Source organism: Rhodococcus sp. OK302 (assembly GCF_002245895.1).
Classification (GTDB): Bacteria; Actinomycetota; Actinomycetes; order Mycobacteriales; family Mycobacteriaceae; genus Rhodococcus_F.
The window spans coordinates 3793136-3812082 of record NZ_NPJZ01000001.1 but is presented as its reverse complement, the minus strand read 5'-3'; the positions used below and the strand labels follow the sequence as shown (position 1 = coordinate 3812082).

Genomic DNA, 18947 nt, shown 5'->3' with positions numbered 1-18947 from the left:
TGCAAGGGGGGCACCGTGCACAGCATCATCGACGGCTTTCTGACATTCCAGAAGGAGGCGTTCCCTCAGCGCTCCGGACTCTTCAAGGAGCTCGCGACAGCTCAGAATCCACAAGCGCTGTTCGTCAGCTGCTCGGACAGTCGGGTGGTCCCGGGACTGGTGACCCAACGCGAACCTGGCGATTTGTTCGTCATCCGGAACGCCGGAAACATCGTCCCGTCGTACGGCCCTGAACCCGGCGGCGTCTCGGCCACCGTCGAGTACGCAGTCGCGGTGCTCGGCGTCACCGACATCGTGATCCTCGGCCACTCCGACTGCGGCGCAATGACCGCGATCTCCAGCGGTAAGTCCCTCGACGAACTGCCCGCCGTTGCGAACTGGCTCCAGCACGCGAATTCCGCGAAGGTCGTCAATGCAGCCCGTACGCACCGCTCGGCGGCCGCGAAGCTGAACTCGCTGGTCCACGAGAACGTCATCGCCCAGTTGACCAACCTCGCAACACATCCCTCGGTCGCTCTCGCGCTCGAACAGGGCCGACTGAACCTGCACGGCTGGGTATACGACATCGAAACCGGCTCGATCGAAGCCCTCGACGGCGGCACACGCCGGTTCGTGTCACTCGTCGAACAGCCCCAGACCTGCGCCGCGGCAACCATGCCCGGCGTCCCCGCCTGATCACCCACCCCGAAAGTAGAAGGAAATCATCATGATTCAGTCACAGTTCACCACGGGACCCCGCGAAGAACTGGCTGCAACCGTCGTCGACGCCAAAGCCCGAAAAGACCTGTCCTGGCAGGACCTGACCGATGGCACCGGGCTGAGTGTGGCCTTCGTGACCGCGGCCCTCCTCGGCCAGCATGCGCTGCCCGCTGACGCCGCAAAGACCGTCGCAGCCAAGCTTGATCTGGACGAGGACGCCGTACGTCTGCTGCAGAGCATCCCGCTGCGCGGTTCCATCCCCGGCGGCGTGCCGACCGATCCGACCATCTACCGCTTCTACGAGATGCTGCAGGTCTACGGCGCCACTCTCAAGGCCTTGGTGCATGAGCAGTTCGGCGACGGCATCATCAGCGCTATCAACTTCAAGCTCGACATCAAGAAGGTTGCCGACCCGGACGGCGGCGAGCGCGCAGTGATCACCCTCGACGGCAAGTACCTGCCGACCAAGCCGTTCTGACTGCTGGGTGGCGGCGGCCTCGCGCCAGAGGCCGCCGCCAACCTTCATCTGTGAACGCCACCGACGTTGACCATTTCTAGTGCGGCATGAGCTCATCCTGACGCTCGGCCACCATCTCCCGGATAGCCTGCATGACAGTCGCGGCGGCAGGCCTACGTAACCGGCGTGGGCCCAGGCACGCCGTGAATTCCAGCGTGATCACCACTTCGGACGGAAGTACCCGGCGCAGGGAGGACTCGCGCTCGGCGACGAACGAGGGCAACAAACCGATCCCGGCACCCGCGACCGTGGCCACAGTCTGTACCTGCACGTTGGTCGACCCGAAGGTGACTTGGCGATGCCCCGTGAGTCTCGTCAGCACGTCGAGATCCTCCACCCGAAGCAGTCCTTCGATGTAGTAGACCAGCGAATGGCCGGCGAGTTCGGCCAGCGTCTGAGGTACTCCCCGTTCGGCCAGATAGTCATCGGAGGCATAGAGACCTAACCGGTAGTCGGTCAGCTTTTCTGCGCCGGGTCTTCCCACGACGGGTTCACCGACCCCGATTTCGATATCAGCACCAATGCCATAGGCGCCCAACCTGGTCTGCGTAATGATCTCCACCATCAGATCCGGGTTGGTCCGATGCAGTTCTGCCAGGAGCGGCGCCACAAATGCGGTACCGAAGGCGTCGGTGGTGGATATCCGCACCAGCCCGGACAGTTCGCGCTCCCGCGGCGTTGTACTCGCCAGATCGCGCACTTCGGTCAGTGCGGATTCGATCTGCTCACACGACTTGAGCAGGCTGTGCCCCAAGTCGGTGAGTGTGCAACCGCTGACTCCCCGAACCAACAATGGTGCCCGTATTTCGGCTTCCAGCACAGACATTCGACGCGACACCGTTGCGTGATTGAGCCCCAGCGCCGACGCCGCTCCCACGAGTGAACCGCAGCGAGCGATCTCCAGCAGAACCACTAGGTCATCCGCGCGCATCACATTCTCCTCACGTATCCCCTAGCTGTGCAATTTTGCACAGCACGTGTACCAAATCGGGCCTTTTCCGAAGATATAACGTAGCTCACACTTCTAGACAGAAGCCGTGGTGGTTAACCCTCTGCGGCACTCGACAGGAGGGCAACACTGTGAAGATCTGTTGGATCGGCCTCGGCAACATGGGACTGCCGATGGCTACACACCTGCACACCGCGGGGCACGACGTGGTCGGGTTCGACCTCTCGCCCGACGCACGGGATGCGGCCACCGCAGCAGGACTCCGCAGCGCAAACTCGGCAGCGGAAGCCGCCGAGAACGCCGACGTGGTTGTCACGATGTTGCCTAACGGCGAACATGTGAAGGCCGCACTCTTCGAGGCCGAAGCCTTGGATGCCTCCGCCGTCGACGCTTTGGTTCTGGATTGCTCGACTATCAGCGCCGAGCAGGCCCGCGAGATCGCAGATGCTGTCACCGCAACCGGCCGACGCTTCCTCGATGCGCCGGTGTCCGGCGGCACAGCCGGCGCCCAGAACGGAACGCTCACTTTCATGGTCGGCGGCGAGTCCGCAGACCTCGAGGCTGCGCGACCACTGCTCGAAGCGATGGGCGCCAGGATCTTTCACGCCGGCGCTGTCGGAGCCGGTCAGAGCGCCAAGATGGTGAACAACATGATGCTTGCCATGAACATGCAAAGTACCTGTGAGGCAGCAGTTCTCGCGCAGCGCCTGGGGATCACTCCGCAGACGGTCATCGATATCGCCGGGGTGTCCACCGGCGACAGTTGGGCTCTGCGCAACTACTACCCCGTCGCCGGACCCGTCGACGCAGCACCGTCCAACCGCAACTTCACCGGCGGATTCTCCGTCGCGTTGATGCGTAAGGACCTCGGCCTCGCCTTGGATGCAGCCGCCGCCCACGGCGTCGACACGGTCGCTACGGCCGAGGTCGCGCGTCGACTCGACAACCTGGTGGCCGATGGCCGTGGGTCACTCGACTTCTCATCACTGATCCATTTGATCGACGGCACAGCCTCTTCCGCGGGAAGTACCCGGTGACGGCCTCACAGGTACGGCCGACCGAGCCGGACGCAACAAAAAACGACTCCGGGACACCTCGCGGGTTCCACCGGATCGTCGCAGCGTCCATGGCCGGAACCGTCGCCGAATGGTACGAATTCTTCCTCTATGGCATGGCTGCCGCGCTTGTCTTCGGCCACGTCTTCTTCAAAGCCACCGGCAACCCGCTCGACGGTGTCATCGCAGCGATGCTCACCTACGCAATCGGATTCGTTGCCCGCCCCATCGGCGGGATCATCTTCGGACACTACGGCGACAAGTTCGGCCGCAAGAAGCTTCTGCAAGTTTCGCTGTTGATGATCGGCGTCTCGACATTCCTGATCGGCGCGATCCCGAGCTTCGACCAGATCGGCTACCTGGCTCCGGTCATTTTGGTCCTGTTGCGTTTCGCGCAGGGTATCGCCATCGGCGGCGAATGGGGCGGCGCAGTTCTGCTGGTCGCCGAGCAGAGTCCGGCCAACCGTCGCGGCTTCTGGTCCAGCTTCCCGCAGGCCGGTGCGCCGCTGGGCAACATCGTTGCGACGCTGGTGCTGCTGTTCCTCTCCTTCGTGCTGCCTGAGGACGACTTCTTGTCCTGGGGTTGGCGACTCGCGTTCTTCTTCTCTGCCTTCATCGTGTTGATCGGCTGGTTCATCCGCACCAAGGTCGAGGACTCCCCGATCTTCCAGGAATCCACCCAGGAACAGCCGAAAGCCGAAAACACCTGGCAGGCAGTCCGCCGCGTGTTCCGAGCTCGGCCACGCGAGGTGCTGACGGCAATGGGCGCCCGGGTGATCGAGAACATCCTGTACTACATGGTGGTCACGTTCTCACTGACGTACCTGAGTGTGCATCTGAAGGTCGATACCTCCACGATCCTGAGCCTGATGTTGATCTCCCACATCGTGCACGCCGGCATGATCCTGTTCTTCGGCTGGATGTCGGACAAGGTCGGCCGACGTCCGGTGTACCTGGTCGGCGCCATTCTCGCCTCGGGCTACTGCTTCATTGCCTTCCCGCTGATGGATACCAAGTCCGACGCACTTATCTTGTGCGCCATCACGATCGGCCTGATCATCCACGCGATCATGTATGCCCCGCAGCCCGCGATGATGGCCGAGATGTTTCCCACCCACATGCGCTACATCGGTGTTTCGATGGGTGCGCAGGTCACCGCAATCTTCGCCGGCTCACTTGCCCCTGTCATCGCCACCCTGCTGCTGCGCACGTACGGCAGTTGGGTCCCGATCGCTATCTACGTCGGCGTAGCGGGTCTGATCTCGATCGTTGCGGTGCTGTTCATGCGGGAAACCAAAGGCTCCTCGCTCTCCACGCTGGACGACGAACACCGCGAACGCTTCGGCACCTCCCTCTGATACTTCCCGTCACGTCTTGAATTCATTTGAACCGAAAGGTATTTCAGTCATGCGTACCATCCCCCACTGGATCAACGGCGCCCCGGTTTTGGGCAGCGACCTCATTGACGTGACCAACCCGGCCACCGATCAGCCGATCGCCACCGTCCCGATGGCCGACACGGACACCGTTGCCGCCGCGATCACCGCCGCCTCAGACGCCTTCGACGGCTGGTCCGAGACCGCGCTTTCCCGCCGCGCCCAGGTTCTCTTTCGCTTCCGTGATCTGTTGCAGGAGAACCGGTCCGAGCTGGCGGCACTGATCACCGAAGAACATGGCAAGACCCTCGACGACGCCGCCGGTGAGATCTCCCGCGCTGCAGACTCGATCGAACTCGCTTGTGGCGGACCGGCACTCGTCCGCGGTGGAACGTCACTTCAGACCGGACCCAACATCGACACGAAGTCGGTACTGCACCCCCTCGGTGTCTGCGTGGGCATCACCCCGTTCAACTTCCCCGCCATGATGGGCATGATGATGGTCTCCGTCGCCCTGGCCTCGGGAAACACCTTCATCTGGAAGCCGAGCGAGCAGGATCCGGGCGTCTGCATCCGCATTGCCGAACTCTTCAAGGAAGCCGGTCTGCCCGACGGCGTCCTCAACGTTGTCCACGGCCGCCAGGACACCGTCGAGCATCTCATCGACGACCCGCAGACCGAGGCCGTTGCGTTTGTCGGCTCGAGCAAGGTCGCGCAGATCGTCTACTCCCGCGCTGCAGCTGCAGGCAAGCGGGTGCAGGCCTTCGGTGGCGCCAAAAACCACATGATCGTCATGCCCGACGCTGACCTCGACGTCGTCGCGGACCAGCTGACCTCCGCATGCTTCGGAGCGGCCGGCCAGCGCTGCATGGCAATCTCCGTCGCGGTTGTCGTCGGTGAAACCACCGAACCCTTGCTGGCGAAGCTGACTACGCGGGCCGAGCAAGTTCGACTCGGCGCTGGCGGCGACGACGGCACCGAGGTCGGCCCGGTCATCAACCGACAGTCCCAGGAGCGCATCCAGGCCGCGGTGAAGGAAGCGATCGCCGGTGGCGCCCGCGCCGTGGTAGACCGCAGTTCCGAGGTGGTGCCGGGTTACGAGAGCGGCTACTTCATCGGACCCACTGTGCTCACTGACGTCGAGGTTTCCTCAGCCGCCTACCAGGAAGAACTGTTCGGCCCCATCCTCGTGGTGATGCGCGTCGATTCCCTGAACGACGGCCTCGAACTGATCAAGAACCACCGCTACGGAAACGGAGCGTCGATCTTCACCCGAGACGGCGCCGCTGCCAACGAATTCGAGCGCCGCGCCTCGGCCGGCATGATCGGCGTCAACGTCGCAATTCCCGTCCCCGTCGCGGCGTATGCAGTGCAGGGCTGGAAGGATTCCGCCTACGGCGACACCGGATTGAACAACGCGTCGTGGAGCTTCTACACACGGCCGAAGTACGTCACCTCCCGCTGGGACAGCGTCGCGGGCACGGACTTCGGTTTCCGCCCAAACTGATAGATCGATATAGACGAGGCCGGGTCCATCGAATTTCGATGGACCCGGCCTTCGTCGTCAACTCGCGATCCCCTGAAAGCGCGCTAGCGCGCTCGCGACAAAGCTGAACTTGCAGTGGTTACTTCAACATATCTCCGAGCGCGATCTACTACCTCGGACGAACTTCACACGCCTTACCGTCGCTGTCACGATCAAGTTCAGGGCGATAGCCCGGATTGCCGCGATACAGTGGCGCCGCACCAGCGTCCCACGCAGCTGTGCAGTTCTTGAAGTACGCCCCGGTATTACCTGGTGCCGGTGCCGGTGCCGGTGCCGGTGCAGCTAGCGGGTGCGAGCCAGTATTCCCGGCGCACATTCCACCCCAGAGGCCCGCTCCGCCGTCTCGGGCCTGCCTTTCAGCTTCTGAAATCTCCATCGCTCGACTCCCCGGACGGTTGTCGTAAACATACGACTTCGCGGCACCAACCCGAACTGCTTCGACGCTGTAGTTGAATCCATCGGGCCGAACGACATACGCGAGCGTTCGGCCATACCGGTCGAATGCATCTTGAGTTGGGTCGCCGATAACCGACACCAACTGGCCCTGGAGAGTGGCACGTGCGAAGTTCGTCGCCTCCGGTCCCCAGCAACCCACGCTGAAACCAGGCTGCTTCGTCTCGGGTGTGTCAATGCCGAGGATACGGACGGTCACGTCACCGCGAAGAGCATCGAGTACGCGAACTGTGTCTCCGTCGACTACGTCGATCACAACCCCCGTGGGCATCACCGGTGCGGGGTCAGCGGCTGCGATCGCGGGCGCAGCAACCATGAGCAGTGGGGCCGCGATCACAGCTGCAGTGCGTAAAAGTCTCATGGTTGATTACTAGTACATGAATCCGGCTTTTTCAGGCAATTCGGGAAAGAAGCAACCTAGACAGGGGCGAGTAACAACCACTCCACAGCGACTAACCGATTCGCCACGTGAGACAAATCATCGACGTAATCGTGACCGTCCGAACCTGTTGCTTGCCAACAGAATCCGCTCCAGATGGGACGAATGCTCTTGATTCCCAGTCACATTTAGCTATTCAACAGATCCTGCAAGGCCGACTCCTTCCGCGACTGAGGCACCGTAGCTCGCCGACGAAATGAGCGCGGAGGTACGTCCCGGCACAAAATGCGCGGAGCATCTGACCGGTTGATGATCCGCGCAAGCCGACGGTCACGTGAGATCGTCTCGGATGACATTCGTCAAAACGCCCATCCCAAGGAATTGTGCGCAGCAATTCGCCACTCCGGATCGCGATATGCCGCTAGTTTTCCGGACTCACCGGTCGATCCAGAGAAGTTCCAAGGAGAGTGGAAACACCTCTACTCGCTGCGGCACTCATCGGGCGTCGGATTGCACTTCAATCTGGAGTGCCGTCAAAAGTCTTTCCAACGCACGCTCGAATTCCGTCGTCGCCGAAGCACTGTCGAGGCAATCGGCGAGTGCCGCTAGTGCCGGATACCGCTCCGCCGGCACGTCCGAGAATTTCAACGACCAGAATCGGTCCGGCTCCGAGACCGACACCGGGCCGCGTCCAGGTTCGCATGCCCGAGCGCAAATCCGTACATCGCGATGTACACAGCGACAGACTGCTCTCCCGACCACCCCTCCCCTGCAGTACTTGAAGTGTGGACTCAGCGCGCGCCAATCCGTAGGGCGTCGGGCGCAACGGCGATAGCAACCTAATCCACTCCGGATTCTCCAGAGCGATCTTTCGGAGGTTGGGGGCATATTGGCGTGAGCCTTCAACCCACCCCACTCCAGCCGGTATCGGTGGGATCGTCGTCAGAAGTTGATCGACCACGTCGCGCAGCAAGTCATCCTTGGAGGGAAAGTCCGTGAAAGTCCAAACGACTGCGTCAGAGTTGACGTCAGATACATCGGGTCCAACCTCCACCAGAACACGCTCGTCGACCTACACCCACTCGCCCTTGCCGAACGCGCGCGGACAACCAGCGACAGGTGACCGGAATCGGGAAGCCGTTGCTGTCACGAGGGTTCTCCGTCGATCTCACCTCCCGGACTGTGCAGATCTCTGCCAGAATCAGGTGCATGCCCAATTCTGGTGCTCAACCTGCTGATGTCATAACGGTCGGTTCTCGGGTCACTGTCATCCCGACCTCCGGATCACGGTCCGGTGATACCAAACCTCGGATTGGTGTCGTTGTCGCGGACTTCGCCGAGTCCGTCATCGACAACTCTGACCTGGGCCGTGATTGGGCGCCGGTGCAGCGGTGGGCGATCGCCCTCGACGACGGCCGCTTGGTCTTCGCCGCCGAGGGTGGCCTCAAACTCGCTTGAATCTCTCGGTGATATGCGGGGACGTGCGGCGTCTGCGCGGTTCGGGTGCCCGAGTCGGTCGGTCTCGATGTCGATGTCGGAGTTCAGTCCTTCTTGTATTCCAAGATGTCACCCGGCTGACACTCCAGTGCTTCGCAGACCGCTTCCAACGTCGAAAATCGGATCGCCCTTGCCTTACCGTTTTTCAAAACGGAAATGTTAGCCATCGTGATTCCGACTTTGTCAGCCAGCTCGGTAACGCTCATCTTCCGCTTCGCCAGCATGACGTCGATGTTGATAATGATTGCCATAGGTCTCGTCACACCGTCAAATCGTTCTCGGATTTCAGGTCCACGGCGCTTTGCAAAATCCGTTCGAACATGGCCGCTCCGGTGGCAATCACAATGGCAACGAAGGCGATAAGCACTCCGATGACGACTCCGCCGGCTCTATCGTCCGATTTGTTAACCACGAAGATATAGATTTCGAATCCCACGGCGAACCCGATAACGGCGATTGCACAGCGCTTGATGGTTCGCACAGCCTTCACCGTCGCTGATGAGAAGATCGTGTTCTTTCCCGCATATCCGATGACCTTTATTGCCTGATAGAGCGCCACAAAGATGGGGATGGACGCGATGTACGCACAAATCAAGAAGGGATCGTTGAAGTAGATCTCGAAGAGCGTTGAGTGCGCGTTTCTGCCCTCGAGGTGAGGTTCCCACAGCAGGAGAGCAAGCGCGCCAAGCCCTACGAAGGCAGCGACGACCTGAAGAAATGCTGCTGCGCCTCTGTTCATGCAGCCACCGTATGGTTTGCACATATCGTTTGTCAATATATATTTATCGTTAGACTCGAACTCTGGCGGGAATTGGGCTACCTGCTGACCGCCCGATCACGTGTCAACATCTTGTCCGGCTACCGGCGTGCCGGCGCTTCCCCGAAGTCAGTCCCGGTCACCTGCCGGACTCGCAATTCCGGCAGGTGACCGGGCTGGTCATAGTCATCCAATCCGTTGTCCCGAAAGAGCTTTCGAACTAAGAGACATTTCCGGCCGCGGACATAACCTGCTGACGTACTCTGCTTCGCTGCGTCTTGCCGGCTTCGTCTCGTAATTGGTAGTCGACGCGCTCGATGGATCGCGGAAACTTGTAGGGCACAACACGTTCGCGCAGATGTGCCAGGAGCTCGTCGTCACTGACGTCGGCGGAAACATTCAGAACTGCATGGATCGTCTGTCCGTAGTCCGTCGAGGGCAAGCCCACTACACACGCTGCTGTCACAGCGGGGTGTTCTTCCAATGCACTCTCCACTTCGGCCGGGTAGACATTAGATCCACCGACCACGATCATGTCGATTTTTCGGTCGGCCAGATACAGATAACCCTCCTCATCCAGTCTGCCGAGGTCCCCTACCGTCTCCCAACCATCATCGCTTTGTTGAGCTGTCGATCCGATGTAGCGGTAAGGGCCTGCCTCGTTCTCGCTACGACGCATCCACAACTCACCAACCTTTCCGGGCCCGACGGCATTGCCAGCTTCGTCCCGTACTTCGATCTCACCGACAACAGGGCGTCCCACGGTTCCGGGCCGCGCGAGCCACCCGTGACCATCGCCGATGACCAAAGAATGCGCTTCGGTCGCTGCAAACAACTCGAGCATCACATCCGGTCCGAAGTAGTCCAGGCAGAATTCGCGCAGTGCTTGCGGGCACTGCGCAGCCACAGTCATCACCGTTCGCAACGACGTGAGGTCTGTGGCTGCTCGCACGGCTTCGGGTAGGGCGGCGATTCGGCTCAACATTGTGGGGACCGAATACATCCATTCGACGCGGTACCGCGCGACAGCTTCGAGCGCAGCCTCGGCGTCGAATCGTTCCATAACGATCACGTGGCAGCCTGTGAGAAGAGCTGCAGCGGTGCTGAACAACGGCCCGTTGTGGGAGAGCGGACCGGTGGACAACAAGACACTGTTCGGGAGTATCCGAATCAGCGCACCGAATCGGGCGAGAGCTTCGGTGGTCGCTTCTTCTGTAGACACGATGAGCTTTGGACGTCCTGTGCTCCCGCCGGAGGTGGGGGCCTTCAGGGAGGGGGCAATGGCATCCGGCAACGGAGAGTCGGACAGCTCGTCGGAGGGCACGTAGTCGGCGGGAACGGACAGGCGGCCGGCTTTCGCCGGAATTCCCACGACAAGTGTGGGATCCGCAAGTTCGATGATGGCGTCCAGTTCGCGCGGCGGCAGCCGGTGCGAGATCGGTTGCGGGGTTGCACCGATCTTCCAGACTGCGAGCGTCGATTCCAGAAATCCGACACCGTTCGGTAGAGCGATCGTGACGAACGAGCCTGGGCGTGCCCCCAAGTCCAGATATGCCCTGGCGAGCCGGTTGGTACGCGCTTCGAGCTCGGCGCGGGTGAGCACTGTGCCGCCGACGGTAATGGCAGGACGGTTTGGCGCCTCCGCTGCAAGTCGTGCCAGAGCAGCCCCGATCGGTGTGCGACCGTCCTTACCGTATTCAAGCATTTTTACGACGCTCCAAATGACGGCCGATCGGGAAAGTGACAACGACGCCGATGACAGCAGCAAGTAGGCACATGCCGGCCGGCGCTATCGAACTCGACAGTTGTTCGACCAACCAGAACGCGATCAACGGAGTGGTCGCGCCAGCAGTGATAGCGCCCAGGTTCCAACCCAAAGCTGAACCGGTATAGCGATTTTCGGTCTTGAACAGCATCGGCACGCTCGCCAGCACCGGAGCCCCCGCAGCGATCGCAGCAGACATCAACGCGACATAGGCAATGAGAACCAGCCAGAGATTTCCTGTCGACATGGCGGCGAAGGCCGGCACCGCAATGATCGCAAAAACGATCATGAAGCCTCGTGTCACCCTCATCAATCCGACACGATCGGCAAGCCGACCAGCGAACAACGCCGCACCACCGGCAGACAACATGGCCGCCACGGCAATCCAGTACACAGAAGTCTTCGGCAACTCGAGAACCCGAATCAGATGCACGCTGAGATAACCCAGCCCAATGTAGGACGTGCCGTTGACAGCGATGCTCGCCACCGTCGTCAACACCAAGCCCCGCGAATCGTCGACCAACAGACTCTTCAGGGATCCCTTTGCATCCTTTTCCGACAGAGTCTCCTCCGACCGCGTGCGCAACCACAGGCAGAACAGGCACAACGGCAAGGTCAGCAGAAACGGAACCCGCCAGCCCCACGACGCGAACTGATCACTCGTCAACCCGAGAGAGACCAAACCGACAACCGCACCAGCGGCGGCGAAACCGACGGTGATACCAAGGGCGCTGGCCGCACCGTATTTCCCACGCTTGCCGGCATCCGTGGACTCGGCGATGAACGTCATCGACCCGCCGAGTTCACCACCGGCAGACAACCCTTGGACTGCGCGTAGCGCGACCAACAACAGCGTGGCCCACACCCCGATACTCTCGTACGTCGGCAACAATCCGATTCCCGTACTGGCCAGCCCCATCGCCAACAGGGTTGCCAACAATGCCTGCTTACGTCCGAACCGATCACCGATCCGACCGAAGATCAAACCACCGAACGGGCGAAGCAAAAATCCGGTCGCGAACAGCAGCAACGCCGACATCAAAGCCGCCGTCGGATCCGCAGCAGGGAAGAACAACGGTGCAATCGTCACCGCCAAGAAGCCGTAGAGCGAGTAATCGTAGTACTCGATCACCGTACCCACGCCACCCGCCCAAGCCGCGCGTCGAGCGCGCGTCCCACTTGGCAGCGAGGACGGCCTCACGGGGGCCTCCTTCGTCTCTGTCCCATTGGACACGACGGGAGACTGATTTGCAGTCATCGGGATTCTCCAGATCTAGTCAGAATGGCCCGGTTTGTTGCTATCACCGAGACCGAGGTCACATCGACCGAGGCCGACACTGTCAGCGCACAGTTCCGACGGTCAAGCCACCCCAACCATTCGCCGAATGTTTTGTGGCCAGCAACAATTGAACGACGACCGTCCGCGCCGACGTCCGTTGGCGAGGCGCGCAACACTCACGCGTCCATCGGCACGAATCCGGGCACAACGAGGCTCCCGTGCGACGCGAAGATCAGTTCTACTTCTCCACCGGAGAGCGGGTGAACGGCAACTTCGCGACCGCTCGACTGCCGTTCAATCGCCTCGCCTCCGACGCAAGGTACAGGTCGACGACATCGAGTGGAGACTTCAAATCTCGTTGCAGCAGATTCATCAGTTTGTTGAGTCGATACCGGACAGTGTTGGGATGACAGTGCAAGGCAACGGCGACTGCCTCAGTCGATCCGGCGCAGTCGAACCACGCCCGCAGCGTGCCGATGAGAACGTCCTGCTCCACCGTCGTCATGTGCCGCAAAGCTCCGAAAACATGCTGCTGCAGTCCGTTTGCGAGGTCGGGAGAACTGATGATCAGCGCGGCCACTTGCGCGGCGTCGAAATCGGTCACGACCTGCTGTCCCGCGCGCCCGGCATTACGGGCCAAACGTGCCTGAGTGACTGCCGCCGGGATTGTGCTCAGACCCGTGAAAGGCCGGCTGATACCGACCCGTCCGAGTTCGAGGCGAGCGATGTTCCGGATCAGACGGTGCCTATCGGCGCTGCCATTGAGAGCGATCAACGCGAGATCTGAACGAGATTCCGATTTCCAGACCGACTGGATTACAAGATCGGCCAAGTCGACCCGCGCAGTTTCCGAGGCATCCGAACCGCACAAGATCGGATCGGTCGCGAGGACGATGAACGTGCCGGTCGAAGGCATTCGAAGCTGGCCCGCTACCTCTACCAGCGTCTGATCCGAACCTGAGTCGCCACTGAACAGCATATTCAACAACGATTGGCGTCTGCGATGGTTTCGCTGAAGCTGTTCACTGGCAACAGCCTGATAGGCCGCAGCGAGGTCGTGTGCATACATATCGAACGCCGCCCACAGCACCGAGGCAGACCCAAGGAGTGCACGGCTTGCCGGCGCCGGCCCGAACTCGCCGGAGTCCCGACGGTCCGAATCCTCGCATCCAGAGACAAGTTCCTCCCAGATATGCATAACACCGAGACGGTATGCAGACAGAACGGTTTCAAGTGGGAGCTCTTGCTCTGCCCTGCGGCGGCCGGTGGTGTGCGGAACCGCGAAGGCCAGCACACGGTTCAACCGAACACTGTCGATCAGACCGGCGATGTTGTCACTCACCGCAGCCGCCAGCTGGCCCAGAGGCATCACCACCTCGTAGGCGGACTCTTGATCGCACAGCTTCGTTGCGATTCGAAATGCTATTTCGTCTATTCGCGCGGTCATGCCGAGGCATACTTCGACCAGCCGAGGGTCTACTCCTTCCCGGCGCTCGGCGTCCCGCGGTTTCGTAGAAGTCACAGCGGCACCCCCATCAGTGTGGTCGCCAGATTTTCCACTAGATTTCCCTACCAATCGATCGGTTGTCATCGAGAATTGCCTAACTATCGAGCTTTTTGGCATACACTGTCAACCGATCGATCGGTAGGCAACTGATCTGAGGTAACGGAGGGGTCTGACGTGGATGTGTCGGTATGGAAACCGCAGCGAGTAGGCGCGGGGCCCGCGGAACTACCCAATGGCGTGGCGCCTGCCGGAACGCGGGGGAAGATACTTCGAGCCGCACTGGCACTCTTCGCCGAATCCGGATACAGCGCGGTATCCATCCGTAGGATCGCCGGCGAGGTCGGGATCACCTCGGCGAGCCTGTATGCGCATTACCGATCCAAGGAACAGATCCTGGCCGAGTTAGTGCTGATCGGACACCGCGAGCTGCATGCACGGCTGACGAACGCGCTGGCGGCCGCCGAGCCTGCAGCGGTGGCGCAGCTGTCAGCGTTGGTTCGCGAGCATGTGCTGCTGCACACGGATTTTCCCCTGCTGGCCGTGGTGACGAACTCGGAGCTGCACGCGCTACCTGAGGAATTGGTCGCGCCAGCGTTGGAATTGCGGTCGTCCTGCAGCAGACTGCTGATCGATTCGCTCGAACTCGGCGTCCGCGCCGGCGTTTTCCGAATCGAGAACGTCCAATTGGGCGCAATAGCCATCGGCGGGATGGCCATGCAGGTGGCGCAGTGGTTCGGACCGGATGCGCCGTTTGCGCCGGACGAGGTGGCCGACAACTATGTTCGCTACGCCCTGCGCATCGTCGGAGCAGACGAAGGAGCAGTCCGATGACACGCGCCGCGCAGAGTGTGGTCGTCACCACCACCGACGGAGCAGTACGCGGCCGGACGGACGAGGCGACGGGCGTGGTCTCTTTCAAGGGCATTCCGTATGCAGCTGCACCGGTCGGTGCGCGTAGGTTCGCTCCACCCCAGCCCTGTCCCCCGTGGGACGGAGTACGAGACACGACCGAGTACGGACCCACCGCACCGGCCTCCCCGTATGTACCTCCCTATGATGCGCTGATTTCCGAAGTGTTCATCCCGGGCGAGGACTACCTGAACCTCAATGTGTGGACCCCGAACCCGAACGGCGCAGCGCCGGTGATGGTGTGGATCCACGGTGGTGCGTTCACCAACGGCTCCGGTTCGACCACCGCCTACGACGGCACCGCATTCGCCCGCGACGGTGTCGTCCTGGTGACAATCAACTACCGGCTCGGCATCGACGGGTTCGGACATCTACGCGGGCAGACCACAAATCTCGGCCTGCGCGACCAAATCGCGGCGTTGCGCTGGGTTCGCGACAATATCTCCGCCTTCGGCGGCGACCCCACGACGGTAACGGTATTCGGCGAATCCGCAGGCGCGATGAGCATCGGAGCGCTACTCGCCTCCCCACCAGCCGAAGGCTTGTTCCAGCGCGCAATCCTGCAGAGCGGCGCGGCCCACCACACGATACGGCCCGAGACCGCCGAGCGGATCTCGGCAGAACTAGCTTCCCTGCTGGAGATTTCGCCAACCCCGGAAGCCCTCGCCGCCGTGCCCACGGACCGGATACTGGCCGCCCAGCAGCAGTTGCGGGCAGCGGTGTCAGCCGACCCGAATCCGCAACGGTGGGGTGAGGTGACACGCAACCTCATGCCGTTCGAGCCCGTGGTGGACGGCGACGTGCTGCCGGTCGCGCCGCCCGAAGCGATCGCGTCCGGCGCCAGCGGCAACGTCGATGTGCTGATCGGATGCAACACAGAGGAATTCCGCTACTTCCTGGTTCCGGTCGGCGCGATCGACGCGGTCACAGCCGGGCTGTTGCACGGCGCGGTCGCCGCGTACGGACTCGACCCCGATGACGCGCTACCGGTTTACCGAGAAGCCCATCCGAATGGCGGTCCCGGGGACCTGCTCGCGGCCGTCGGCACCGACTGGTTCTACCGCATGCCCGCTATCCGGTTGGCCGAGGCGCATTCCGATAACGGCCGGGGACGCACCTACGCCTACGAATTTGCTTGGCAACCACCGACGTTCGACGGCCGACTGGGCGCGTGCCATACCGCCGAGATCCCGTTCGTCTTCGACAACCTCGGCCTCGGGGGGTTCGAGAACGTGGTGGGAGCACGCCCGCCGCAGGATTTGGCCGACACAATGCATGCTGCGTGGATTGCATTCGCGACCCACGGGGATCCCGGCTGGGTGCCGTACACCGTTCGAGACCGAGCGACCATGTGCTTCGGCACCGTCTCCGCCGTGCAGACGGATCCGCATGCACCACAACGGAAACTGTGGAACGGCATCCGGTGACCACCGCTGTTCGATGTGCTCGTTGCCCCGCCGAAGACCATGCCTTCGACGGGGCGACCCCCACTACGCGCAGCGCACACAGTGCCTCGAGCGCGGGACTTGGCCGTCAGCCCGGGATCTGCAGGGCCAGATCGTTGCGGTCGAAGTCCGAGAATTGCTGGGTGTCAGTGCAGTATCCGCAACTCGCGCCGAAGAACTCGGTGCGGGCGTTCGGATCGTCGAGTAGCCAGTACCGCAGCCACGCCGTGCTCGGTCCGCGCATATCGCCGCCGGTGATCGATGTGCCGAAGTGCGTGGCGCCGCGCACTTCCAGATACTCGGCGGGCACGTGGGCGGCGTCCTGGTACATCGCCCGCACTACCGCCGGCCAGACGATTGCGTCGGCCTCACCAGCGAGATAGAGGACGGGTTCGTCGATGAGGTCGACATCGTTGAGAGGGCCTGGCTGGATCGCGACGGCGGTGTCGACGCGATCGTCGATCGCGGCGTTGATCGCTGCAGACCCACCCTGCGAGTGCCCCACCGCACCAATGTGTTCCAAGTCGACCTTGCCGAAGAAGACGCTCGATGGGTTGGCTGCCTTGCCCGCGATGAGGTCAATTCCCGACCGCATCGTGACGGCGAAGTTGCTCGCCGGAGTATTGGCGGCGACCACGATGAATCCGTGGCTGGCGTAGTGGCGCAACAACGAGGTGTACGCACCGGGGAGCACGCCGGTCCCATTCCCCCAGATAACAACGGGGTGCTTCTCGCCGCGTGCGCCGAGCTCATGCGGGTAGTACAGAGTATGTACCAGCCCGATCGAGACGTTCGGCGTGTACGGCCCTGCACCCGCCCAGTCGTGCCCGACACTCGGGATCCCGGGCGTCTCGGCGGACGCCGTTCCGGCCGGGCCGGTAAGCCCGAGTGTCGCGCACAGCGCAACAGTCGCTGCAGCGTTCGCGAACAGTTTGAGAGATTTCCGCATGAAGGTCTACCTTTCGAAGTGGATCGGCGTGGTCAGTCAACGCGACTGGACCACATACGAATTGAGTCCCCATCCACCCGACGGGCAGCGAGGTCGATGAAATCCGCGGCTCCATACGGTCGAATTTTTCGATCCCGAAGTGACGCGTATTACATACTTGCCGGAAGGTGACAGGCCGCCGTTGTTCGAGCGAACCGACTATCGGAGAAGTGTTGTGTCTGTAGACAAAATCATCGTCCTCGGCGGACGACCGGTCGCCGATCAGCTCGCCCAGCGCACCCATACGATCGTGGCGGAGACGGTCGAGTTGATATGGCGGCAGGTGCCGTTCTACCGGTTGCTGCCGGCAGAAGCGGTACGCAGCGACGTTGCGGCGATCATCCTGTGCAACTTCGAGGCGCTCATCACGAGCCTGCGGTCGTCGCAGGCGACAGGCGACGGGCGATTGATGCGGATCCGTGATTCGGCGCGGCGACGGGCGGAAGAACTGGTACCCCTGGCGGAGGTGCTTCACGCCTATCACCTCACTGTGGAGTACTGGTGGACCTTGATTGGTGACCTCGCCGGACCCGAGGACACCACTGACCTGTCGCGGGCCGGGGCGCTGTTACACAAGCACCTGCGGGCAGCCACCACTGCGGTATTGGCGGGTTACGGCTCCGATCCGGCGGCTCACGGCGAGAACGACCCCGCACGGCGAGAGTTGTTCCTGGAGTTGACGACCGGATCGAACGCTGCGGGTACGGCGGAGCGGTTCGGTGTCAATCTTCCGCGCCTGTACTGGGTGCTATCGCTCCACGTCGAACCACACCCCGACGAGCAATCGGCCGTTATCGACGCCGTGGTAGCAGAGCGCCGGAAGGTACGGCGATTGCAGCGCGAGCTGGACAACGTCGGCCGCGACCACGCGTTGAGCATGCTCACCAGCAGTGGCGGCGGGGTCCTGATCCCGATTCTCGAGCCCGACCCGGGAGTGGACGATTGGCACGACAGTCCTCAGTACGCGCAACTGAGCCGGAACATGCGGGACATGGAACGGACGATCGGCTCCGAGGTCCTGACGGCAGTGTCGGTGGCCGCGCCACAGGAAGTGTCACAGACGTACAAGCAGACCCAGGAGGTCCTCGACGTCGCCCGCCGCTGCGGACTCGGCAACGGCACCGTGCGACTCCGGGACCTCGCGCTCGAATATCACCTGACCCGGCCGAGCGCAGCGACGCCGTTGCTCGCAGACCTTCTGTCGCCGTTGGAATCCCACCCGGTCCTGCTCGAGACCCTGGAGTCATACCTCGATGCAGGCTGCGACAGGTCCGCCGCGGCTGCTGCGTTACACGTGCACCCGAACACGGTGGTCTACAGGCTGCGGAAAGTCGCCACACTCACTGGCTTGGACGTCGGCACAGCACTGGACCTGGTGCGGCTCGTTGCAGCGGTGGCGGCGAGGTGAGTGATCACGGAGCTCGCGGCGAGACCAGATCACCGTGCAGCCGTATGTCAGTTGTCGCTACGACATCGATTCGGCGGCGGACACTTCACGCAGTGCGCCAATATCGAATGCTGCGATGTGTGCAATCAACGGTAGGTCCATGAGGACATCGAGAATGTCGCCGAGGCGGCGTAGTGAGCACCATCGGTACCGCCCAGACAATCTTTCGAATTGACGATTGCGAACGCGGCCCACGCGGCGTTGCATGAGATGGTGAGGCAAAACCCAGGTTTCGATCCTACGGCCGGGCCCAGTGGCCCCGGCTACTTCGAAACGAGCGCAATCACTTCTCGTGGATTCACTACAGGCCTTCGAAGACTTCAAAGGCGGCATCCTCGGCGGCGAGCGCGAGAATTCGTCGATGCCCCACATACGGGAC

At 62.0% G+C, this 18947-nt stretch carries 17 protein-coding genes; 9 read left to right on the top strand and 8 right to left on the bottom strand.

Annotated elements, in window-relative coordinates; genetic code table 11:
- Positions 1 to 15 precede the first annotated feature (15 nt).
- Both BDB13_RS17485 and cynS read left to right on the top strand, forming a co-directional pair.
- Positions 16 to 675, top strand: a complete 660-nt coding sequence (locus BDB13_RS17485; RefSeq protein WP_094272753.1) for a carbonic anhydrase — start codon at positions 16 to 18, stop codon at positions 673 to 675.
- 31 nt (positions 676 to 706) lie between these two features.
- Positions 707 to 1177: a cyanase gene (gene cynS, locus BDB13_RS17480; protein ID WP_094272752.1), complete on the top strand. Its 471-nt coding sequence runs from the start codon at positions 707 to 709 to the stop codon at positions 1175 to 1177.
- 76 nt (positions 1178 to 1253) lie between these two features.
- Here cynS and BDB13_RS17475 read toward each other — a convergent pair whose 3' ends face one another.
- On the bottom strand, positions 1254 to 2147 hold the full coding sequence (locus BDB13_RS17475; protein WP_094272751.1) for a LysR family transcriptional regulator: 894 nt from the start codon (positions 2145 to 2147) through the stop codon (positions 1254 to 1256).
- On the opposite strand from BDB13_RS17475, the gene mmsB reads away from it, so the two are divergent.
- The 3 genes from mmsB (at position 2096) to BDB13_RS17460 (ending at position 6103) form a co-directional block, all read left to right on the top strand.
- Positions 2096 to 3202, top strand: coding sequence for a 3-hydroxyisobutyrate dehydrogenase (gene mmsB, locus BDB13_RS17470; protein ID WP_254922850.1), 1107 nt, complete (start codon positions 2096 to 2098; stop codon positions 3200 to 3202). The two genes, BDB13_RS17475 and mmsB, sit on opposite strands and share 52 nt — an antisense overlap.
- An 89-nt stretch (positions 3203 to 3291) precedes the next feature.
- Positions 3292 to 4578 carry an MFS transporter gene (locus BDB13_RS17465; RefSeq protein ID WP_094274987.1) on the top strand — a complete coding sequence of 429 codons (1287 nt, stop codon included), beginning with the start codon at positions 3292 to 3294 and terminating at the stop codon, positions 4576 to 4578.
- A 49-nt stretch (positions 4579 to 4627) separates the two neighbouring features.
- Positions 4628 to 6103: a CoA-acylating methylmalonate-semialdehyde dehydrogenase gene (locus tag BDB13_RS17460; RefSeq protein ID WP_094272749.1), complete on the top strand. Its 1476-nt coding sequence runs from the start codon at positions 4628 to 4630 to the stop codon at positions 6101 to 6103.
- A 148-nt stretch (positions 6104 to 6251) separates the two neighbouring features.
- Here BDB13_RS17460 and BDB13_RS17455 read toward each other — a convergent pair whose 3' ends face one another.
- On the bottom strand, positions 6252 to 6956 hold the full coding sequence (locus tag BDB13_RS17455; RefSeq protein WP_094272748.1) for a thermonuclease family protein: 705 nt from the start codon (positions 6954 to 6956) through the stop codon (positions 6252 to 6254).
- Between the two features lie 1227 nt (positions 6957 to 8183).
- Between BDB13_RS17455 and BDB13_RS17445 the strand changes: the two genes are divergently transcribed.
- Positions 8184 to 8432: a hypothetical protein gene (locus BDB13_RS17445; RefSeq protein WP_094274986.1), complete on the top strand. Its 249-nt coding sequence runs from the start codon at positions 8184 to 8186 to the stop codon at positions 8430 to 8432.
- A gap of 83 nt (positions 8433 to 8515) precedes the next feature.
- On the opposite strand, the gene BDB13_RS17440 is transcribed toward BDB13_RS17445, so the two are convergent.
- The 5 genes from BDB13_RS17440 to BDB13_RS17420 form a co-directional block, all read right to left on the bottom strand.
- Entirely contained in the window at positions 8516 to 8722 is a 207-nt protein-coding gene (locus BDB13_RS17440; protein WP_094272746.1) for a helix-turn-helix domain-containing protein, read from the bottom strand.
- An 8-nt stretch (positions 8723 to 8730) separates the two neighbouring features.
- Positions 8731 to 9210: a DUF2975 domain-containing protein gene (locus tag BDB13_RS17435; RefSeq protein ID WP_094272745.1), complete on the bottom strand. Its 480-nt coding sequence runs from the start codon at positions 9208 to 9210 to the stop codon at positions 8731 to 8733.
- 238 nt (positions 9211 to 9448) lie between these two features.
- A complete protein-coding gene (locus BDB13_RS17430) occupies positions 9449 to 10933 on the bottom strand; it encodes an AMP-binding protein (protein WP_094272744.1) in 1485 nt (494 codons plus the stop codon).
- Positions 10926 to 12194: an MFS transporter gene (locus tag BDB13_RS17425; protein ID WP_254922849.1), complete on the bottom strand. Its 1269-nt coding sequence runs from the start codon at positions 12192 to 12194 to the stop codon at positions 10926 to 10928. The genes BDB13_RS17430 and BDB13_RS17425 overlap by 8 nt, the downstream gene beginning before the upstream one ends.
- A 316-nt stretch (positions 12195 to 12510) precedes the next feature.
- Complete coding sequence (locus BDB13_RS17420; RefSeq protein WP_176459605.1) at positions 12511 to 13794, bottom strand: PucR family transcriptional regulator; 1284 nt, start codon at positions 13792 to 13794, stop codon at positions 12511 to 12513.
- Between the two features lie 159 nt (positions 13795 to 13953).
- On the opposite strand from BDB13_RS17420, the gene BDB13_RS17415 reads away from it, so the two are divergent.
- Positions 13954 to 14610 (top strand): TetR/AcrR family transcriptional regulator, encoded by a 657-nt coding sequence (locus BDB13_RS17415; protein WP_206041962.1) that lies wholly within the window; start codon positions 13954 to 13956, stop codon positions 14608 to 14610.
- Positions 14607 to 16115, top strand: coding sequence for a carboxylesterase/lipase family protein (locus BDB13_RS17410; protein WP_094272741.1), 1509 nt, complete (start codon positions 14607 to 14609; stop codon positions 16113 to 16115). The genes BDB13_RS17415 and BDB13_RS17410 overlap by 4 nt, the downstream gene beginning before the upstream one ends.
- Before the next feature lie 106 nt (positions 16116 to 16221).
- On the opposite strand, the gene BDB13_RS17405 is transcribed toward BDB13_RS17410, so the two are convergent.
- The gene (locus tag BDB13_RS17405) at positions 16222 to 17082 is read right to left on the bottom strand and encodes an alpha/beta hydrolase family protein (protein WP_094272740.1); all 861 of its coding nucleotides are present in this window, start codon (positions 17080 to 17082) and stop codon (positions 16222 to 16224) included.
- Between the two features lie 214 nt (positions 17083 to 17296).
- Between BDB13_RS17405 and BDB13_RS17400 the strand changes: the two genes are divergently transcribed.
- Positions 17297 to 18529 carry a PucR family transcriptional regulator gene (locus BDB13_RS17400; protein ID WP_094274984.1) on the top strand — a complete coding sequence of 411 codons (1233 nt, stop codon included), beginning with the start codon at positions 17297 to 17299 and terminating at the stop codon, positions 18527 to 18529.
- Positions 18530 to 18947 lie beyond the last annotated feature (418 nt).